The organism is Variovorax sp. 20P10.2.4 (assembly GCF_058244205.1).
On the sequence record NZ_JBZAYE010000114.1, the window covers coordinates 1 to 16,337 of the forward strand.

Here is a 16,337-nt window from a genome sequence, read left to right on the forward strand (position 1 = left end):
GTCATGAACACGTTCTAACCCTGCTCACCTTCTCTTCTCCGTGCCCCTGCAGACCGTCGAACCCCAACGCCTCTATCGCCAGATCGCCGACCAGCTGCGTGCGCTGATCGGCCAGGGCGAGTTCGCCGTGGGCGCGCGCCTGCCGGCCGAGCGCGACCTGGCCAAGCAGCTGGGCGTGAGCCGCCCCTCGGTGCGCGAGGCGCTGATCGCGCTCGAGGTCGAGGGCTGGGTCGAGGTGCGCACCGGCTCGGGCGTGTACGTGCTCGACCGCTCGCACCGCGCCAGCGCGCCCGTGGCGCCCACCGAGTGGGGACCGCTCGAGCTGATCCGCGCGCGCCGCGTGATCGAGGGCGAGACCGCGGCCATCGCGGCGCAGATGGGCAAGCGCAAGGACGTCGACGCGATGACGCGCGCCATCGAGGTCATGCGCGAACTGGCCGACCGCACGGTGATGCCGCTCGAGGGCGACCGCGCCTTCCACCTCGCGATCGTCGGCGCCAGCGGCAACGCGGTGCTGATCGAGACGGTGCAGAACTTCTGGGACTCGCGCAAGGGCCCGATCTTCACGCGCCTGGGCGGCTACTTCGAGACGGTGTCCTCGTGGCGCTCGGCCATCGCCGAGCACGAGGCGATCCGCGACGCGGTGGCCGCGCGCGACGCCGAGGCCGCGCGCGCCGCGATGCACGAGCACATGGACAAGTCCCACCAGCGATTCAGCGCGAGCTGGCGACGCGCGAAGCCTTCCTGACACCTCGCCAGCATTCCTGCCAACTGCCACTGCCAACTAATACAACGGAGACAAGCCACATGATCAGAGACAGCAAGAACAGCAAGCGCACCGCCCTCAAGGCCCTGGCCGCCTGCGCCCTCGCGGCCGGCGCGCTCGGCGTGTCGGGCCTCGCCTCGGCCCAGACCAAGCTCAAGTGGGCCCACGTCTACGAGACCTCGGAGCCCTTCCATAAGTACTCGGTGTGGGCCGCCGAGGAGATCAAGAAGCGCAGCAACGGCAAGTACGACATCCAGGTCTTCCCGGCCTCCAGCCTCGGCAAGGAAGCCGACATCAACCAGGGCCTGACGCTCGGCACGGTCGATATCGTGCTGACCGGCGCGAGCTTCGCGGGCAACAGCTACAAGCCGCTGGCCATCACCTACTTCCCGTTCATCTTCCGCGACGCCGAGCACCAGCTCAAGTACGCCAAGAGCGACGTGTTCAGGGAGCTCGCCAAGGGCTACGACGACAAGACCGGCAACCACATCACGGCGCTCAACTACTACGGCGCGCGCCACGTGACCTCGAGCGCGGCACGGCCCGTGAGCAAGCCGGAAGACATGAAGGGCCTGAAGATCCGCGTGCCCGATGCGCCGGCCTACCTGGCCTTCCCCAAGTCGCTGGGCGCCAATGCTACGCCGATCGCCTTCGCCGAGGTCTACCTCGCGCTGCAGAGCGGCACGGTGGATGCGCAGGAGAACCCGCTGCCCACCATCGAGGCGAAGAAGTTCTTCGAGGTGCAGAAGAACATCTCGCTGACCGGCCACATCGTCGACTCGCTGCTGACCGTGGTCTCGGGCCAGCTCTGGGGCAAGCTCAGCGCCGACGAGAAGAAGATGTTCAGCGACGTGATGCAGGAAGCGGCCGAGAAGACCGGCCGCGAGATCATCGCCTCCGAGGCCCGGCTGGTGGAGGAGTTCAAGAAGAAGGGCAACAACGTGATCGTGGTCGACAAGAACGCGTTCCGCGAGGCCGTGCTGAAGAACACCAAGCCGACCGACCACGGCTATCGCCAGCAGGACTACGACCGGATCATCGCCATCCAGTGAAGCCGCGCGCGGCCGGCCGTCATGGCCGGCCGCCCTTGCACGACAACGAGGAGACACGATGAGCGATGAAAAGCTGCTCGGCGACGACGGCGAGTTCCACGTCACCGACGAGGCGGTCGACCTGTCCGGCACCACGGTCGAGGGCTGGGTCGCGCTGGGCCTGTTCTGGGTGCTGGGGCTGACCGTCCTCTACCAGTTCATCACGCGCTACGTGCTGAACGACTCGGCCTCCTGGACCGAGGAGATCGCGCGCTACCTGCTCGTGGGCACGGTGTTCGTCGGCGCCGCGATCGGCGTGGCGCGCAACAACCACATTCAGGTCGACTTCTTCTACCGCCACCTGCCGCTCAAGGTGGGCCGCGCGCTGGGCCTGCTGGTCGACGTGCTGCGCACCGCCTTCTTCGCGGCCGCGGTGGTGATGACGGTGCAGATGATGATCAAGATCGGCAACAACGCCAGCATGACCATCGTCGACCTGCCGATGAACATCGTCTACGGCGTCTGCCTGCTGGGCTTCGCCGCCATGCTGGTCCGCTCGGTGCAGGTCAGCGTGGTGCACTGGCGCCGCGGCTACTGCGTGCTGGAACGGCCCGAATCCACGATCGACGACCGCTGAGGTCAGAACCATTCCCACGACATGCTGAAGATCGTCTTTCTGCTGTTCATGAGCGCCGGTATCCCGGTCGCCGTGGCCATGGCCGGCGCCTCGCTGGTCTACATCCTCTGGAGCGGCAACCTGCCGGGCTTCGTCGTCATCCACCGCATGGTGAGCGGCGTCGACAGTTTCCCGCTGCTGGCCGTTCCCTTCTTCATCCTCGCCGGCAACCTGATGAACAACGCCGGCATCACCAACCGCATCTACAACTTCGCGCTCGCGCTGGTGGGCTGGCTCAAGGGCGGGCTGGGCCACGTCAACATCCTCGGCTCGGTGATCTTCTCGGGCATGAGCGGCACCGCGATCGCGGACGCGGCGGGCCTGGGCACGATCGAGATCAAGGCCATGAAGGAACACGGCTACTCGACCGAGTTCGCGGTCGGCGTGACCGCGGCCTCGGCCACGCTGGGCCCGATCATTCCGCCGAGCCTGCCGTTCGTGATCTACGGGATGATGGCCAACGTGTCGGTGGGCGCGCTGTTCATCGCGGGCCTGATGCCGGGCCTGATCATGACCCTGCTGATGATGCTCACGGTGGCCTACTACGCGCACAAGAACGGCTGGGGCGCGGACGTGAAGTTCCAGTGGCCGCGGCTCATGAAGGCGCTGGTCGAGCTGCTGGTGGTGTGCCTGTGGCCCACGCTGCTGTGGTTCGCGGTCGACAAGTTCGGCGCGCCCGCGCAGCCCGCGGTGCTGATCGCGCTGGCGATCCTGTTCGTGGCCGACAAGGTCTTCAGGTTCGAGGCGGTGCTGCCGATCATGACGCCGGTGCTGCTGATCGGCGGCATGGCGACCGGCCTGTTCACCGCCACCGAGGGCGCGATCGCGGCCTGCGTGTGGGCGATGGTGCTGGGCTTCTTCTGGTATCGCACGCTCAAGTGGAAGATGTTCGTCAAGGTCTGCCTCGAGACGGTGGAATCGACCTCGACCGTGCTCTTCATCGTGGCGGCGGCCTCGATCTTCGGCTGGATGCTGACCGCCACCGGCGTCACGGCCGACATCGCGAGCTGGGTGCTCAACTTCACCAAGGACGCCTGGGTCTTCCTGCTGCTCGCGAACCTGCTGATGCTGTTCGTCGGCTGCTTCCTCGAGACCACGGCCGCGATCACGATCCTGGTGCCGATCCTGCTGCCGATCTCGAACCAGCTCGGCATCGACCCGGTGCACTTCGGCGTGGTGATGGTGCTCAACCTCATGATCGGCGTGCTGCATCCGCCGATGGGCATGGTGCTGTTCGTGCTCGCGCGCATCGCCAACCTCAGCATCGAGCGCACGACGATGGCGATCCTGCCCTGGCTGGTGCCGTTGCTGCTGAGCCTAGGCATCATCACCTACTGGCCCGCCACGGTGCTATGGCTGCCGAAGATCATGCAATGACCCCGACCGGCGGTCCCGCGCCGGCCCCCACACGATGAATCCCTACATAAGACTCCATCCCGCCGACGACGTCGTCATCGCGCGTTCGCAACTGCTCGGCGGCACCGTCGTCGAGGACGTCAAGGTCCATGGCCTGATACCGCCGGGCCACAAGGTCGCGATGCGCGCCATCGCAGCCGGCGAACCGGTGCGCCGCTACAACCAGATCATCGGCTTCGCGAGCAAGGCGATAGCGCCCGGCGAGCACGTGCACGTGCACAACCTCGACATGGGGCCCGACAAGGGCGACTTCGCGCGCGACTACGCCTTCGGCGCCGACGTGAAGCCCGCGCCCGCGAAGCGCGAGGCGACCTTCATGGGCATCAGGCGCGCCGATGGCCGCGTGGCCACGCGCAACTACATCGGCGTGCTGACCAGCGTGAACTGCTCGGCCACGGCCGCGCGCGCGATCGCCGACCACTTCTCGCGCAAGACCAACCCGGCGGCGCTCGCGGCCTACCCCAACGTCGACGGCGTGATCGCGCTGACGCACGGCACCGGTTGCGGCATGGACACGCAGGGCACGGGCATGCAGATCCTCGAACGCACGCTGACCGGCTATGCCACGCACGCCAACTTCGCGGCCGTGCTGGTGGTGGGCCTGGGCTGCGAGGCCAACCAGATCAACGCCTGGCTCGCGACCGGCAACCTCGCCGAGGGCGAGAACCTGCGCGTCTTCAACATCCAGGACACGGGCGGCACGCGCAAGACCGTCGACAAGGGCGTGGCGCTGATCGAGGAGATGCTGCCGCGCGCCAATGCCGTGACGCGCGAACCCTGCAGCGCGGCCCACATCACGATCGGGCTGCAGTGCGGCGGCTCCGACGGCTATTCGGGCATCAGCGCCAACCCCGCGCTGGGCGTGGCGGTCGACCTGCTGGTGGCGCACGGCGGCACCGCGATCCTCAGCGAGACGCCCGAGGTCTACGGCGCCGAGCACCTGCTGACGCGGCGCGCGGTGCGGCGCGAGGTGGGCCAGAAACTGGTGGACCGCATCAAGTGGTGGGAGCACTACACGGCCATCAACGAGGGCGAGATGAACAACAACCCCTCGCCGGGCAACAAGGCCGGCGGCCTCACCACCATCCTCGAGAAGTCGCTGGGCGCGGTGGCCAAAGGCGGCACCAGCAACCTCGAGGCGGTCTACGAATACGCCGAGCCGGTGACGGCGCACGGCTTCGTCTACATGGACACGCCGGGCTACGACCCAGTGAGTGCCACGGGCCAGGTGGCCGGCGGCGCCAACCTGATCTGCTTCACCACCGGCCGCGGCTCGGCCTACGGCTGCGCGCCCTCGCCTTCGCTCAAGCTCGCGACCAACTCGGCGCTGTGGAAGCGGCAGGAAGAGGACATGGACATCAACTGCGGCGAGATCGTCGACGGCACGGCCTCGATCCAGGAGATGGGCGAGCGCATCTTCGAGCTGGTGCTGGCCACGGCCTCGGGCACGCCCTCGAAGAGCGAGCAACATGGCTACGGGCAGAACGAGTTCGTGCCCTGGCAGGTCGGCGCGGTGATGTAGGAGCGCACGGCCGATGACGACGCTTCCCTTCGGTGCGCTGGAAGGCACCGGCTTCGAGACGCTGGACCCGCGCTTCACGGGCCTGGTGCCCAAGCCCGAGCGGCTCGAGCGGCTGTGGACCGGCGGGCGCTGGTGCGAGGGCCCGGCCTGGTTCGGCGCGCTGCGCATGCTGGTGTGGTCCGACATTCCGAACGACCGCATGCTGCGCTGGGACGAGCGCAACGGCCAGGCCGCGGTGCTGCGCGAACCCGCGAACAACACCAACGGCAACACCGTCGACCGACAGGGCCGGCTCGTGAGCTGCGAGCACCTGGCGCGCCGCGTGGTGCGCACCGAGCACGACGGCTCGATCACCGTGCTGGCCTCGCACTGGCAGGGCCGGCGGCTCAACTCGCCGAACGACGTGGTGGTGCATTCGGACGGCGGCGTGTGGTTCACCGACCCGAGCTACGGCATCCTGTCGGACTACGAGGGCCTGCGCGCCGAGAGCGAGATCGGGGCCTGCCATGTCTACCGCATCGACCCGGCCAGCGGCGCGGTCGAGCGCGTGACCGACGATTTCGTGAAGCCCAACGGGCTGGCCTTCTCGCCCGATGAGCACATGCTCTACATCGCCGACACCGGCGCGAGCCACGACCCGGACGGGCCACGGCACATCCGCCGCTTCTTCGTCAACCCCGACAACAGGAGCCTGCGCGGCGGCGAGGTATTCGCCGAATGCACCGCGGGCCTGTTCGACGGCTTCCGGCTCGACACCGAGGGCCGGATCTGGACCAGCGCCGCCGACGGCGTGCATGTCTACCACCCCGACGGCACGCTGCTGGGCAAGCTGCGCGTGCCCGAGCGCGTGGCCAATGTCTGCTTCGGCGGGCCCAAGCGCAACCGCCTGTTCGTCTGCGCCACCACCTCGCTCTACGCCATCACCGTGAACGCCAAAGGAATCTGAACCATGCCGAGAACACTGCAGGCCGAGAGCCTGCAATCCACCGTCGCGAGCATCCTGCGCGCCGCGGGCAGCCAGCAGGCCGAGGCCGAACAGGTCGCGGCCAACCTCGTGATGGCCAACCTCAGCGGCCACGACTCGCACGGCGTGGGCATGCTGCCGCGCTACATCGACGCGGTCGCCGAAGGCGGCCTGCATCCCAATGCCTCGGTGCGCATCAACCTCGACATCGGCACCCTGCTCTCGCTCGACGGCCAGCACGGCTACGGGCAGGTGGTGGGCGTGCAGGCGATGGAGCTCGGCATCGAGCGCGCGCGCCGCCACGGCAGCTGCATCCTCACGCTCGCGCATGCGCACCACCTCGGCCGCATCGGCCACTTCGCCGAGATGGCGACCTCGCACGGGCTGGTGTCGATGCACTTCGTCAACGTGCTCTCGCGCCCGGTGGTCGCGCCCTGGGGCGGCGGCGACGGGCGCTTCGGCACCAACCCCTGCTGCATCGGCATCCCGCTCGCGGGCGCCGAGCCCTTCGTGCTCGACTACGCCACCAGCCGCGTGGCGCAGGGCAAGATGCGCGTGGCCCACAACAAGGGCGAGCGCGTGCCGCCGGGTTACCTCATCGACGAGAAGGGCGCGCCCACCGACGACCCCGGCGTGGTGGTGGTGCCGCAGGGCAACGGCCTGTTCGGCGCGCTCATGACCTTCGGCGAACACAAGGGCTACGGCATGGCGCTGGCCTGCGAGCTGCTGGGCGGCGCGCTGACCGGCGGCGGCACCTGGCACCGGCCGGCCGACACCAGCCGCAGCGTGCTCAACGGCATGCTCACCGTGCTGATCGATCCCGAGCGCCTGGGCACCCAGGCCAGCTTCGACCAGGAGTCGCGCGAGTTCGTCGAGTGGCTGCGCCGCAGCCCGCCGGGCCAGGGCTTCGACGCGGTGCAGATCGCGGGCGAGCCCGAGCGCAAGGCGCGCGCGGCGCGCCAGCGCGACGGGATCTGGGTCGACGATGCGACCTGGGGGGAGATCGTGGCGGCGGGGGCGAAGGTGGGCGTGCAGGTCGCCTGACCGGCCCGGCGGACGCTAGCAGCGCCCGAGCACCTTGCGGATGTCTTCGATGAAGCGATCGGCGCTTTGTCGGCCGGTGATGTCGGTCTTGGGGTAGCTGATGCGCAGCTTCACGAAGTTGTTGCGCACGGCCGTGAGGTAGGTGTTCGACACGATCAGGTTGCCATCGAGGTCCATCTCGAAGGCCTTCCAGATGAATTGCGGGCCGCAGCCTGCGAACTGCGTGACCTGCCCGGGCGTGGCTGGCACCGTCACCTTGCTCGCATGGCCCATGGCCTCCATCTGCTTCGCCTCGTCGATCACCTGGGCGAAATGCTTGCGCACCACGGCGGATTCGGTGCCCTCGGGAATGCTGCTCAGGCCACCGGTGTAGACATACGTCGAGGCAAGCAGATGGCCATCGCTGCGGTAGCGCGTGGCGCTGCCCAGCGCTTTCTGCGCAAAGGTCTCCCTGCCCTGGAGCTGCAAGCCGCCGACCCGGTCGGGAAAGGACACGCCGATCGCATCCTCGAACACCGCCGCCGAAGCGAACGGAGGGAGGCACAGCAGCGTGAAGACGAGGATCAGCGAGCGCATGGAGAGGTCGTCCCTGGAGGGTTCATGTTGGAAATGCGGCCCGTGCGAGCTTAGCGACTTCCTGCGACATGAACGAGCGACGCGCCCCACCGAAGCGGGAGCGCGCCGCACCGCGCACCTTGCCGCTCAGCTCCTGCTCGCGTCGTGCGCCGGCTTGCCGATCTGCACGCTGGTGTCGTCGCCCCTGATCTTCGCCTGCACGGCCCGGATCGCCTTCTCGAGCCGCGCGCCGTAGTCGGCATCGGCCTGACGGAAGTAGCTCACCGAACGGTCGATGATGTCCTGGCGCGTGACCGCGCCCAGGCCGCCCGCGATGCTCTGGATCAGGCGCTCCTTCGCGGCCTCGTCCATCAGGCGGTAGAGGTCGCCGGCCTGCACGAAGTCGGTGTCCTCGGGGTGCTGTTGCCACTGGTGGCTGCCGGTCCAGCCGTGGATCTGCATCGGCGCGTAGACCGGCTCGTTGCTCTGCTTGGGCGCATCGCTGAAGCTGTTGGGCTCGTAGTTCGGGCCGCGGCCGCCGTTGCCGTCGCCACGCATCGCGCCGTCGCGGCCGTAGTTCTGCGCCGTGGTCGCGTGCGGCCGGTTCACGGGCAGCTGCGTGTGGTTGATGCCCAGGCGGTAGCGCTGCGTGTCGCCGTAGCTGAACAGGCGGCCCTGCAGCATCTTGTCGGGCGAGGGGCCGATGCCCGGCACGAAGTTGGCCGGGTTGAACGCGGCCTGCTCGATCTCGGCGAAGTAGTTGTCGGGGTTGCGGTTCAGCGTGAGGACGCCGATGTCGATCTTCGGATAGTCCTTGTGCGACCAGACCTTGGTCAGGTCGAAGGGATTGAAGCGGTAGTTCTGCGCCTCGGCCACCGGCATGATCTGCACCTGCACGCGCCAGCTCGGGAACTCGCCGCGCTCGATCGAATGCAGCAGGTCGAGGTGGTGGTGGTTCGGGTTCTCGCCGCCCACGCGCTGCGCCTCTTGCGCGACGAAGGTCTCGATGCCCTGGTTGGTCTTGAAGTGGTACTTGACCCAGAAGGCCTCGCCCTGGGCGTTCACCCACTGGAAGGTATGCGAGCCGAAGCCGTCCATGTGGCGGTAGCTCTTCGGAATGCCGCGGTCGCCGAACAACCAGGTGAACTGGTGCGTGGCCTCGGGCGAGTGCGAGAAGAAGTCCCAGGCGTTGTTCGGCTCCTGCACGTGGCTGTAGGGGTCGCGCTTCTGCGAGTGGATGAAGTCGGGGAACTTGAGCGGATCGCGGATGAAGAAGATCGGCGTGTTGTTGCCGACCAGGTCGTAGTTGCCTTCCTCGGTGTAGAACTTGAGCGCGAAGCCGCGCGGATCGCGCACCGTGTCGGCCGAGCCCAGCTCGAGCGCCACGGTCGAGAAGCGCGCCAGCACCTCGGTCTTCTTGCCGACCTGGCCGAGGAATTTCGCCTTGGTCCATTTCGTGACGTCGGCCGTCACCTCGAAGGTACCGAAGGCACCCGAGCCGCGCGCATGCACCACGCGTTCGGGGATGCGCTCGCGGTCGAAGCGCGCGAGCTTCTCGATCAGGTGGTGGTCCTGCATCAGCACGGGGCCGTTCACGCCCGCGGTCTGCGACTGCTGGTTGTTCTCGACGGGCGCGCCGTTCTCGGTGGTGAGCTTGCGGGGATCGGTCATTGGGCTTTTCCTATCGGTTGTGGGAGCCCGTTTATTTTCAACAATCGAATGACCTGTTTCGATTGCGATTGCCTATGCCGACGATAAGCCACGGCCGCTGCGCGGCCCTGCCCTCAGCGGTTCAGAGCACCAGCGCGAGCAGCGCGTCGAGGTGTTCGGAGGGTTCGCGGCGAAAGCCCGAGCGCGCGAAGCGCTGCAGGCGGCCGACCGCCAGCGAGGTCAGGGCCGAGGCGCGCACCTGCGCGTCGACGCTCGGCGTGGCCGAGCCTTCGGCGGCGCGGTCCTCGCGCAGCGCCTGGCGGATGCTGGCTTCGATCTTGTCGAAGAACTGGTTCATGCGCTGCTGCAGCCGCTCGTTCTCGTAGACCAGCGCATCGCCGACCATGACGCGCGTCATGCCGGGGTTGCGCTCGGCGAACTGCACCAGCATCGCGATGATGCGGGCCGCCTGCTCCTTGCCCGTGGCTTCGCGCTCGAGGATCTGGTTGACCAGGGTGAACACGCTCTGCTCGATGAAGTCGATCAGGCCCTCGAACATCTGCGCCTTGCTCGCGAAGTGGCGGTAGAGCGCGGCCTCGCTGACCTCGAGGCGGGCGGCCAGCGCCGCGGTGGTCACGCGCTCGGCGCCGGGCTGCTCGAGCATCGCGGCCAGGGCCTGCAGGATCTGCACGCGCCGCTCGCCGGGCTTGGGACGCTTGCGCGCCGGAGCGGCCGGCGCGGTCTCGGCCTGGGTCTCTGCACCGGGGACGACTGTCTCTTCGTTTTGCATGGGAGGCGCGTGCGGAAGATGTAAACAATTGATTCTCGCACAGCAGTGAGCGCGCGCCTCCCCGCGCGCCCGCTGGCCGCCGGCCCGCCTCTGGGCCGGCCCCCACGCGCTCAGCGCGCGCGGATCATCGTGCCGTAGGCCTGATCGGTCAGGATCTCGAGCAGCATCGCGTGCGGCACGCGGCCGTCGATGATGTGCACGGCATTGACGCCGCTCTTGGCCGCGTCGAGCGCGCCCTCGATCTTCGGCAGCATGCCGCCCGAGATCGTGCCGTCGGCGAACAGGTCGTCGATCTCGCGCGCGCTCAGGTTGGTGAGCAGCTTGCCGTCCTTGTCGAGCACGCCGGGCGTGTTGGTCAGGAGCATCAGCTTCTCGGCCTTGAGCACGGTGGCCAGCTTGCCGGCCACCACGTCGGCGTTGATGTTGTAGCTCTCGTTCTCCTCGCCGAAGCCGATCGGGCTCACGACGGGGATGAAGGCGTCGTCCTGCAGCGCCTTGACCACGCTCGGGTCGATCGAGACGATGTCGCCGACCTGGCCCACGTCGTGGTGCACGTTGGGATCGGCGCGGTCGGCCAGCTTGAGCTTCTGCGCGCGGATCAGGCCGCCGTCGCGACCGGTCAGGCCCACGGCCTTGCCGCCGGCCTGGTTGATCAGGCCCACGATGTCCTGCTGCACCTCGCCGGCCAGCACCCATTCGACGACTTCCATGGTTTCGGCGTCGGTCACGCGCATGCCCTGGATGAAGCTGCCCTTCTTGCCCAGGCGGTTGAGCGCGGCCTCGATCTGCGGGCCGCCGCCGTGCACCACCACCGGGTTCATGCCGACCAGCTTGAGCAGCACCACGTCCTCGGCGAAGTCGGCCTGCAGCGCCGGGTCGGTCATGGCGTTGCCGCCGTACTTGATGACGATGGTCTTGCCGTGGAACTTGCGGATGTACGGCAGCGCCTGGGCCAGGATCTCGGCCTTGTCGCGCGGGGGAATGTTGAGGACGGGGTCGGTCATGGGCGGTCAGGCTCCGGGACGGTGAACGATGGGACGGGATTCTCGCAAAGACGAACGATCAGGGTCGCAGCCAGCGCGGCACCTTGAATCGCACGATCATGAGGTAGGCGCCGACATAGGTCGTGACGAACAGAAGACAGAAGAACATCAGCACCCAGGTGTTGTTCCAGAACAGCACCGCGGGCACCACCGACATCGCGGCGAAGATCCACAGGTAGGGCGAGGTGCGGTTGTTGCGCGCGAGCAGCTGGCGCGCCTCGTCGTCGGCGAAGGCCACGCGCACGATGCGGCGGAAGATCAGCTGGTGGAAGTGCAGCGCGTCGGCCGTGCCCGGCGACTGGCCGCGCGCGAGCTTGCGGTAGATGGAGAACAGGGTTTCCCACACCGGATAGATGAGCAGCAGCATCGGGAACCAGGGCGAGACCACGCGATGGCGCTGCACCAGCGTCACGCAGGCCACGGCGATCACCATGCCCCAGACGTAGGCGCCGCCGTCGCCCGCGAAGATCTTGCCGCGCGGGTAGTTCCAGATCAGGAAGCCGAAGGTCGCGCCGACCAGGCAGACCATCATGGCCGCGAGCTGGCGGTCGCCGAGCTGCAGCGCCACGTGCGAGATCGCGAGGCAGACCAGCACCGCCACCGTGCCCGCGAGGCCGTTGTAGCCATCGATGATGTTGAAGGCATGCGGCAGGCCGCCGATGGCGAGCGCGGCGAACAGCACCGAGGCATAGGGCACGGCCGCGAGCCAGCCGTCGACCAGCGGGATGCCGGTGCGCGCGAGGCTCAGGCCGTGCACCCAGCACACCAGCAGCGCCGCGCCCAGCGTGAGCATCAGCCGCCAGCGCACCTGCACGCGCTGGGTGACGTCCTCGACGATGCCGCCGAGCACGGCCGGCAGGATGCAGACCAGCATCAGCATCGAGGCCGAGGCGGGCCACGAGACGTTGAACGGATCGGTGCCGGTGATGCCGGCCGCGAGCCAGGCCACGCCCATGCCGAGGATGATGCCCGCGCCCCCCAGGCGCGGCACATGGCCCTTGTGGAAGCGCTGCGGCATGTCGGCGCCGTACAGCCGCGCATGGCGGCGCGCGCGGCGCATGAAGATCTGGACCGCGAAGGCGGCGACGAAGAAGCTGATGACGATCAGGGCAATCATGGGTGGTAGCGGGGCCCCTAGAATCCCCGGGCGAAATTAGACCATGGCCACCCCCGCTACGACCTCCCCCGCCGTCACGATTTCGATCGTGAGCCACGGGCAGCTCGAACTCGTGCGCCCCCTGCTCGACCAGATCGACCGCTTCAGCCGCGAACAGGTGGCCAAGGTGGTGCTGACGCTGAACATCCCCGAGTCCGACGCGCCACTGGCTGGCGCCGCCTGGGGCTTCGCGCTCGAACGCATCGAGAACGCGCAGCCCAAGGGTTTCGGCGCCAACCACAACCAGGCCTTCGAGCGCTGCGCCACGCCATGGTTCCTGGTGCTCAACCCCGACATCCGCTTCGATGCCGACGTGCTGGCGCCGCTGGTCGCGCTGGCTGCACCCGACGCGGGGCTGCTCACGCCGCGCATCATGGAGCCCGGCAAGCGCGAGCCCGAGCAGCACCGCGACATCCTGACGCCACTCGAGATCCTCACGCGCAAGAAGCCCGGCTATGCGCGCCCCACGGTTCCGGCCTGGGTGCCGGGCCTATTCATGCTGTTCCGCGCCGAGGCCTATGCCGCCGTTCGCGGTTTCGACGAGCGCTTTTTCATGTACGGCGAGGACTTCGACATCTGCGCGCGGGTGCAGCTGGCCGGCTGGCGGCTGCAGGTCGGCGAGCAGCTGCGCGCGCGGCACGACGCGCAGCGCGCGAGCCACCGCAGCAGCAAGTACCTCTACTGGCATGTCACCAGCCTGCTGAAGATCTGGGCTTCGGGCGCGTTCTGGCGCTATCGCCGGCTGCGCCGCCAGGCGGCCTGATCGGCCCCGACCCTCAGCCCAGCAATCGCCGCAGCGAGCGCACCCCGGGCAACCGCGTCAGCTTGCCGATGGCGCGGATCAGCCCCGGCGGGCTGTGCTCGGCCATGAAGACGGTGGCGCGCAGCTCGAGCTTCTTGCGGCCGCTGACCGCCGGGCTCGCATAGACGATCGCCGCGTACTCGGCGAGCACCGCGCTCATCTCGGCGCGGTTCGGGTCGTTGGCCTTCACCGCCTCGATCACGTGGTCCATGAAGAAGCGGCCGAAGCGCGGCATCAGGCAGTCGCGCAGCACGTAGCGGTTGCGCTTCGGTTCGTCGGGGAACATGCCGACCAGCTTCTTGAAGTACTTGAAGCGGCTGCGGATCATGCGCATGTCGAACGAGGTGCTGCCGGTGTGGATGCACCAGACCGTGACCACCTTGTCGATGAAGTGGTTCGTGAAGCCCTTGCGGAAGATGCGCAGGAACAGGTCGTCGTCCTCGAAGCCCATGAACTGGGTGTCGAAGCCGCCTACCGCATCGAAGGCCTTGCGCGTCACGATCGCGGCCGAGGGCAGCACGAAGATGTCGTGCCGCAGCATCTCGAAGATGTTGGTTTTCGGATGGTGCAGCGTGTGGTCCTTGACCATCGCCGCGCGGATGATGTTGCCCTCGCCGTCGGCCTCGGCCAGGTCGGCGTAGACGAAGCCCAGGCGCGGATCGTCCGCCGGGATGCCCTTGACCAGGATCTCGATGTGGTTCGACAGGTAGAAGTCGTCCTGGTCGAGGAAGCAGATGTACTCGGCCGTCGAGGCCGCCACGCCGGCGTTGCGCGCCGAGCCCTGGCCGCCGTTCTCCTTGTCGAGGATGCGGAACGGGAAGCGCGCGGCCAGCGCGTCGAGGCTGGCGCGCTCCTCGGGGCGCGAGCCGTCGTTGACCACGATGACCTCGCTGGCCGGCATCGACTGCGCGAACACGCTCGCCACCGAGCGCTCGATGAAGGCCGCGCCGTTGTAGAACGGGATCACGACCACCACGGTCGGCGGCACGGGGACGGAGGTCTGGGGGATGTGGCTCACGGATGGCTCTGGAATGGATCAGACGGATTCGAACAGATCGCGCACCACGCCGCGAAAACCGCGGCCGAACCGGTCGTAGCGACCCGTTCGGGCCTCGCGCAGGATCGGCAGCACGCGCGCCCAGCGCGAGGCCGGCAGCTGCGTGCGGAAGCGCTGGTGCACGATCTTGCCGCGCAGCTTGTCGAGCGTGTCGGGGGCCACCGGCCGGCCCGCGCGCGCGACCTGCTCGAGGCGTTCGAGCAGCAGTTCGGCCTTGCGCGCGCGCTCGACGTGGGTGGTGCCGCGCGAGGCCAGGGCCTTGCGCACCTTCTCCATGAAGGTGTCGCGCCGCGCGCCGATCTGGTTGCCGCCATGCTGGCGGTAGTCGATCAGTTGCGCCTCGACGGTGTCGATGCGCGCGAAGGCCGAGGCCACCGTGGCGATCCACTCGTCGTGCACCCATTCGACCGGGAACGGCAGCACCGCGTCGAACAGCTCGCGGTGGAACACCGTGGTCGCGCCGGTGACGATGTTGCGGCGCAGGAGCACGTCGAAGGCCTGGCCCGCATGCATGCGCGCGAGCTCGCTGGCCGTGACCTCGATCGCATGGAACAGCGTGCCGCCCAGCGGCGCGCCCTGGGCGTCGACGAGGCGCGCGTCCGAGTGCAGCAGCCGCAGTTCGGGCCGCCGCTCGAATTCGGCCACCAGCCGCTCGAGCCGCTCGGGCACCCAGGCATCGTCCTGGTCCGACAGCGCGATCAGCGTGCCGCTGCAGGCGCGCACCGCCTGCTCGAAGTTCTTGACCACGCGCAGGCCGACGGGATTGACGATGACGCGCAGCGCGATCGCGAGGCCGGGCCGCTCGCGCAGGCATTCCTCGACAGTGGCGCGCGCCACCTCGACGCAGGCATCGCGCGAGGCGTCGTCGGACAGCACGATCTCGATCGGCGGCCGGGTCTGCAGGCAGATGCTGCGGACCTGCTCGCGCACGAAGCGCTCGCCGTTGTAGGTGCACAGGGCAACCGAAACGGTCAACACCTCGGCGGAAGAAGCAGGAACCACGCTCATGGCGCCGCCACCCTCGCCGCGCGCGGCGGCCAGGCATAGCTGAAGTCCTCGATCGCGAGGCTCAGGTTCGGGTTGTAGGCCGGGTCGTTGAAGAGCAACTCGCCCCAGCGCTGCTTCATGTAGCCCTCCTCGCCGAGGAAGCGCTGGATCTGCGCCTCCGACAGGTCCGAGGGCCGCGTGGCCGATTCGTGGTGGTAGAGCTCGGCATGGGGCGTCCAGACGTTGCGATAGCCGGCCTCGCGCAGCCGCAGGCAGAAGTCGACGTCGTTGTAGGCGACCTTGAGGTTCTTCTCGTCGAGCCCGCCCACCTGTTCGTAGAGCGCGCGCCGCACGATCAGGCAGGCGGCCGTCACGGCCGAGAAGCCCTGCTGCAGCGCCGCGCGCCCGAAGTAGCCGGCATCGCCCTGGCCGAGTCGGCGATGCGCATGGTCGGCCACGCCGCCGCGGTAGCCCAGCACCACGCCCGCATGCTGCAGCGTGTTCTCGGGATACCAGAGCCGCGCGCCCACCGCGCCCACGCCGGGCTGCAGCGCGATCGAGACCATCTCGCCGAGCCAGTCGGGCGAGATCACCTCGATGTCGTTGTTGATGAGGCCGAAGACCTCGCCCTTCGCGACCGCCGCGGCCTGGTTGTTGAGCGCCGAGTAGTTGAAGGGGCTGTCGTCGCGCAGCACGCGCACGCCCGCGCGCGCCGAGATCTCCTCGAAGTAGCGCAACGCCTCGGGGTCGTCCGAGCCGTTGTCGATCAGGATGATCTCGTAGCGCGAGTACAGGGTCTTCTCGAGGATGCTCTCGATGCATTGCCGCACCAGCTTCAGGCCGTTGCGCGTGGGAATGAACAGCGACACCAGCGGCGG

The 16,337-nt window shown here is 68.3% G+C and carries 16 protein-coding genes; 8 read left to right on the top strand and 8 right to left on the bottom strand.

Annotated elements, in window-relative coordinates; all coding sequences use genetic code 11:
- Positions 1 to 40: 40 nt before the first annotated feature.
- Genes AC27VN_RS13680 through AC27VN_RS13710 form a run of 7 tightly spaced genes read left to right on the top strand, consistent with a single transcriptional unit; the run spans position 41 to position 7,419 of the window.
- Complete coding sequence (locus AC27VN_RS13680; RefSeq protein WP_093353965.1) at positions 41 to 748, top strand: FadR/GntR family transcriptional regulator; 708 nt, start codon at positions 41 to 43, stop codon at positions 746 to 748.
- A gap of 59 nt (positions 749 to 807) precedes the next feature.
- On the top strand, positions 808 to 1,818 hold the full coding sequence (locus AC27VN_RS13685; protein WP_398496127.1) for a sialic acid TRAP transporter substrate-binding protein SiaP: 1,011 nt from the start codon (positions 808 to 810) through the stop codon (positions 1,816 to 1,818).
- Between the two features lie 58 nt (positions 1,819 to 1,876).
- Positions 1,877 to 2,434: a TRAP transporter small permease gene (locus AC27VN_RS13690; RefSeq protein ID WP_296794434.1), complete on the top strand. Its 558-nt coding sequence runs from the start codon at positions 1,877 to 1,879 to the stop codon at positions 2,432 to 2,434.
- A 21-nt stretch (positions 2,435 to 2,455) separates the two neighbouring features.
- Positions 2,456 to 3,850, top strand: coding sequence for a TRAP transporter large permease (locus tag AC27VN_RS13695; protein WP_208509332.1), 1,395 nt, complete (start codon positions 2,456 to 2,458; stop codon positions 3,848 to 3,850).
- Between the two features lie 34 nt (positions 3,851 to 3,884).
- Positions 3,885 to 5,411: a UxaA family hydrolase gene (locus AC27VN_RS13700; protein WP_490876883.1), complete on the top strand. Its 1,527-nt coding sequence runs from the start codon at positions 3,885 to 3,887 to the stop codon at positions 5,409 to 5,411.
- Positions 5,412 to 5,424: 13 nt separating this feature from the next.
- Positions 5,425 to 6,357 (top strand): SMP-30/gluconolactonase/LRE family protein, encoded by a 933-nt coding sequence (locus tag AC27VN_RS13705; RefSeq protein ID WP_490876884.1) that lies wholly within the window; start codon positions 5,425 to 5,427, stop codon positions 6,355 to 6,357.
- Positions 6,358 to 6,360: 3 nt separating this feature from the next.
- The gene (locus AC27VN_RS13710; protein ID WP_490876885.1) at positions 6,361 to 7,419 is read left to right on the top strand and encodes a malate/lactate/ureidoglycolate dehydrogenase; all 1,059 of its coding nucleotides are present in this window, start codon (positions 6,361 to 6,363) and stop codon (positions 7,417 to 7,419) included.
- 15 nt (positions 7,420 to 7,434) lie between these two features.
- On the opposite strand, the gene AC27VN_RS13715 is transcribed toward AC27VN_RS13710, so the two are convergent.
- The 5 genes from AC27VN_RS13715 to AC27VN_RS13735 all read right to left on the bottom strand — a co-directional run bounded on the left by AC27VN_RS13715 (position 7,435) and on the right by AC27VN_RS13735 (position 12,574).
- Complete coding sequence (locus AC27VN_RS13715; protein ID WP_296794449.1) at positions 7,435 to 7,995, bottom strand: hypothetical protein; 561 nt, start codon at positions 7,993 to 7,995, stop codon at positions 7,435 to 7,437.
- 126 nt (positions 7,996 to 8,121) lie between these two features.
- A complete protein-coding gene (locus AC27VN_RS13720) occupies positions 8,122 to 9,645 on the bottom strand; it encodes a catalase (protein ID WP_490876886.1) in 1,524 nt (507 codons plus the stop codon).
- 121 nt (positions 9,646 to 9,766) lie between these two features.
- On the bottom strand, positions 9,767 to 10,414 hold the full coding sequence (gene slmA / locus AC27VN_RS13725; RefSeq protein ID WP_093353943.1) for a nucleoid occlusion factor SlmA: 648 nt from the start codon (positions 10,412 to 10,414) through the stop codon (positions 9,767 to 9,769).
- Positions 10,415 to 10,524: 110 nt separating this feature from the next.
- Positions 10,525 to 11,418: an acetylglutamate kinase gene (gene argB / locus AC27VN_RS13730; RefSeq protein ID WP_093353940.1), complete on the bottom strand. Its 894-nt coding sequence runs from the start codon at positions 11,416 to 11,418 to the stop codon at positions 10,525 to 10,527.
- Positions 11,419 to 11,476: 58 nt separating this feature from the next.
- A complete protein-coding gene (locus AC27VN_RS13735) occupies positions 11,477 to 12,574 on the bottom strand; it encodes a glycosyltransferase family 4 protein (protein ID WP_093353938.1) in 1,098 nt (365 codons plus the stop codon).
- 43 nt (positions 12,575 to 12,617) lie between these two features.
- Between AC27VN_RS13735 and AC27VN_RS13740 the strand changes: the two genes are divergently transcribed.
- Positions 12,618 to 13,376, top strand: a complete 759-nt coding sequence (locus AC27VN_RS13740; RefSeq protein WP_431511387.1) for a glycosyltransferase family 2 protein — start codon at positions 12,618 to 12,620, stop codon at positions 13,374 to 13,376.
- A gap of 13 nt (positions 13,377 to 13,389) precedes the next feature.
- Here the strand turns inward: AC27VN_RS13740 and AC27VN_RS13745 are convergent, their stop codons facing one another.
- The 3 genes from AC27VN_RS13745 to AC27VN_RS13755 form a co-directional block, all read right to left on the bottom strand.
- Positions 13,390 to 14,433, bottom strand: coding sequence for a glycosyltransferase family 2 protein (locus AC27VN_RS13745; protein WP_398496107.1), 1,044 nt, complete (start codon positions 14,431 to 14,433; stop codon positions 13,390 to 13,392).
- Between the two features lie 18 nt (positions 14,434 to 14,451).
- The gene (locus AC27VN_RS13750; protein ID WP_490876887.1) at positions 14,452 to 15,480 is read right to left on the bottom strand and encodes a glycosyltransferase family 2 protein; all 1,029 of its coding nucleotides are present in this window, start codon (positions 15,478 to 15,480) and stop codon (positions 14,452 to 14,454) included.
- Positions 15,477 to 16,337 (bottom strand): glycosyltransferase family 2 protein (locus tag AC27VN_RS13755; RefSeq protein ID WP_490876888.1); only part of this gene is annotated, 861 nt, incomplete at its 5' end. The genes AC27VN_RS13750 and AC27VN_RS13755, both read right to left, overlap by 4 nt.

Bases quoted from the DNA above. Each gene is read 5' to 3' on its own strand.
- AC27VN_RS13685 (WP_398496127.1), top strand. From the start codon at position 808: ATGATCAGAGACAGCAAGAACAGCAAGCGCACCGCCCTCAAGGCCCTG.
- AC27VN_RS13690 (WP_296794434.1), top strand. From the start codon at position 1,877: ATGAGCGATGAAAAGCTGCTCGGCGACGACGGCGAGTTCCACGTCACC.
- AC27VN_RS13695 (WP_208509332.1), top strand. From the start codon at position 2,456: ATGCTGAAGATCGTCTTTCTGCTGTTCATGAGCGCCGGTATCCCGGTC.
- AC27VN_RS13700 (WP_490876883.1), top strand. From the start codon at position 3,885: ATGAATCCCTACATAAGACTCCATCCCGCCGACGACGTCGTCATCGCG.
- AC27VN_RS13705 (WP_490876884.1), top strand. From the start codon at position 5,425: ATGACGACGCTTCCCTTCGGTGCGCTGGAAGGCACCGGCTTCGAGACG.
- AC27VN_RS13710 (WP_490876885.1), top strand. From the start codon at position 6,361: ATGCCGAGAACACTGCAGGCCGAGAGCCTGCAATCCACCGTCGCGAGC.
- AC27VN_RS13715 (WP_296794449.1), bottom strand. From the start codon at position 7,995: ATGCGCTCGCTGATCCTCGTCTTCACGCTGCTGTGCCTCCCTCCGTTC.
- AC27VN_RS13720 (WP_490876886.1), bottom strand. From the start codon at position 9,645: ATGACCGATCCCCGCAAGCTCACCACCGAGAACGGCGCGCCCGTCGAG.
- slmA (WP_093353943.1), bottom strand. From the start codon at position 10,414: ATGCAAAACGAAGAGACAGTCGTCCCCGGTGCAGAGACCCAGGCCGAG.
- argB (WP_093353940.1), bottom strand. From the start codon at position 11,418: ATGACCGACCCCGTCCTCAACATTCCCCCGCGCGACAAGGCCGAGATC.
- AC27VN_RS13735 (WP_093353938.1), bottom strand. From the start codon at position 12,574: ATGATTGCCCTGATCGTCATCAGCTTCTTCGTCGCCGCCTTCGCGGTC.
- AC27VN_RS13740 (WP_431511387.1), top strand. From the start codon at position 12,618: ATGGCCACCCCCGCTACGACCTCCCCCGCCGTCACGATTTCGATCGTG.
- AC27VN_RS13750 (WP_490876887.1), bottom strand. From the start codon at position 15,480: ATGAGCGTGGTTCCTGCTTCTTCCGCCGAGGTGTTGACCGTTTCGGTT.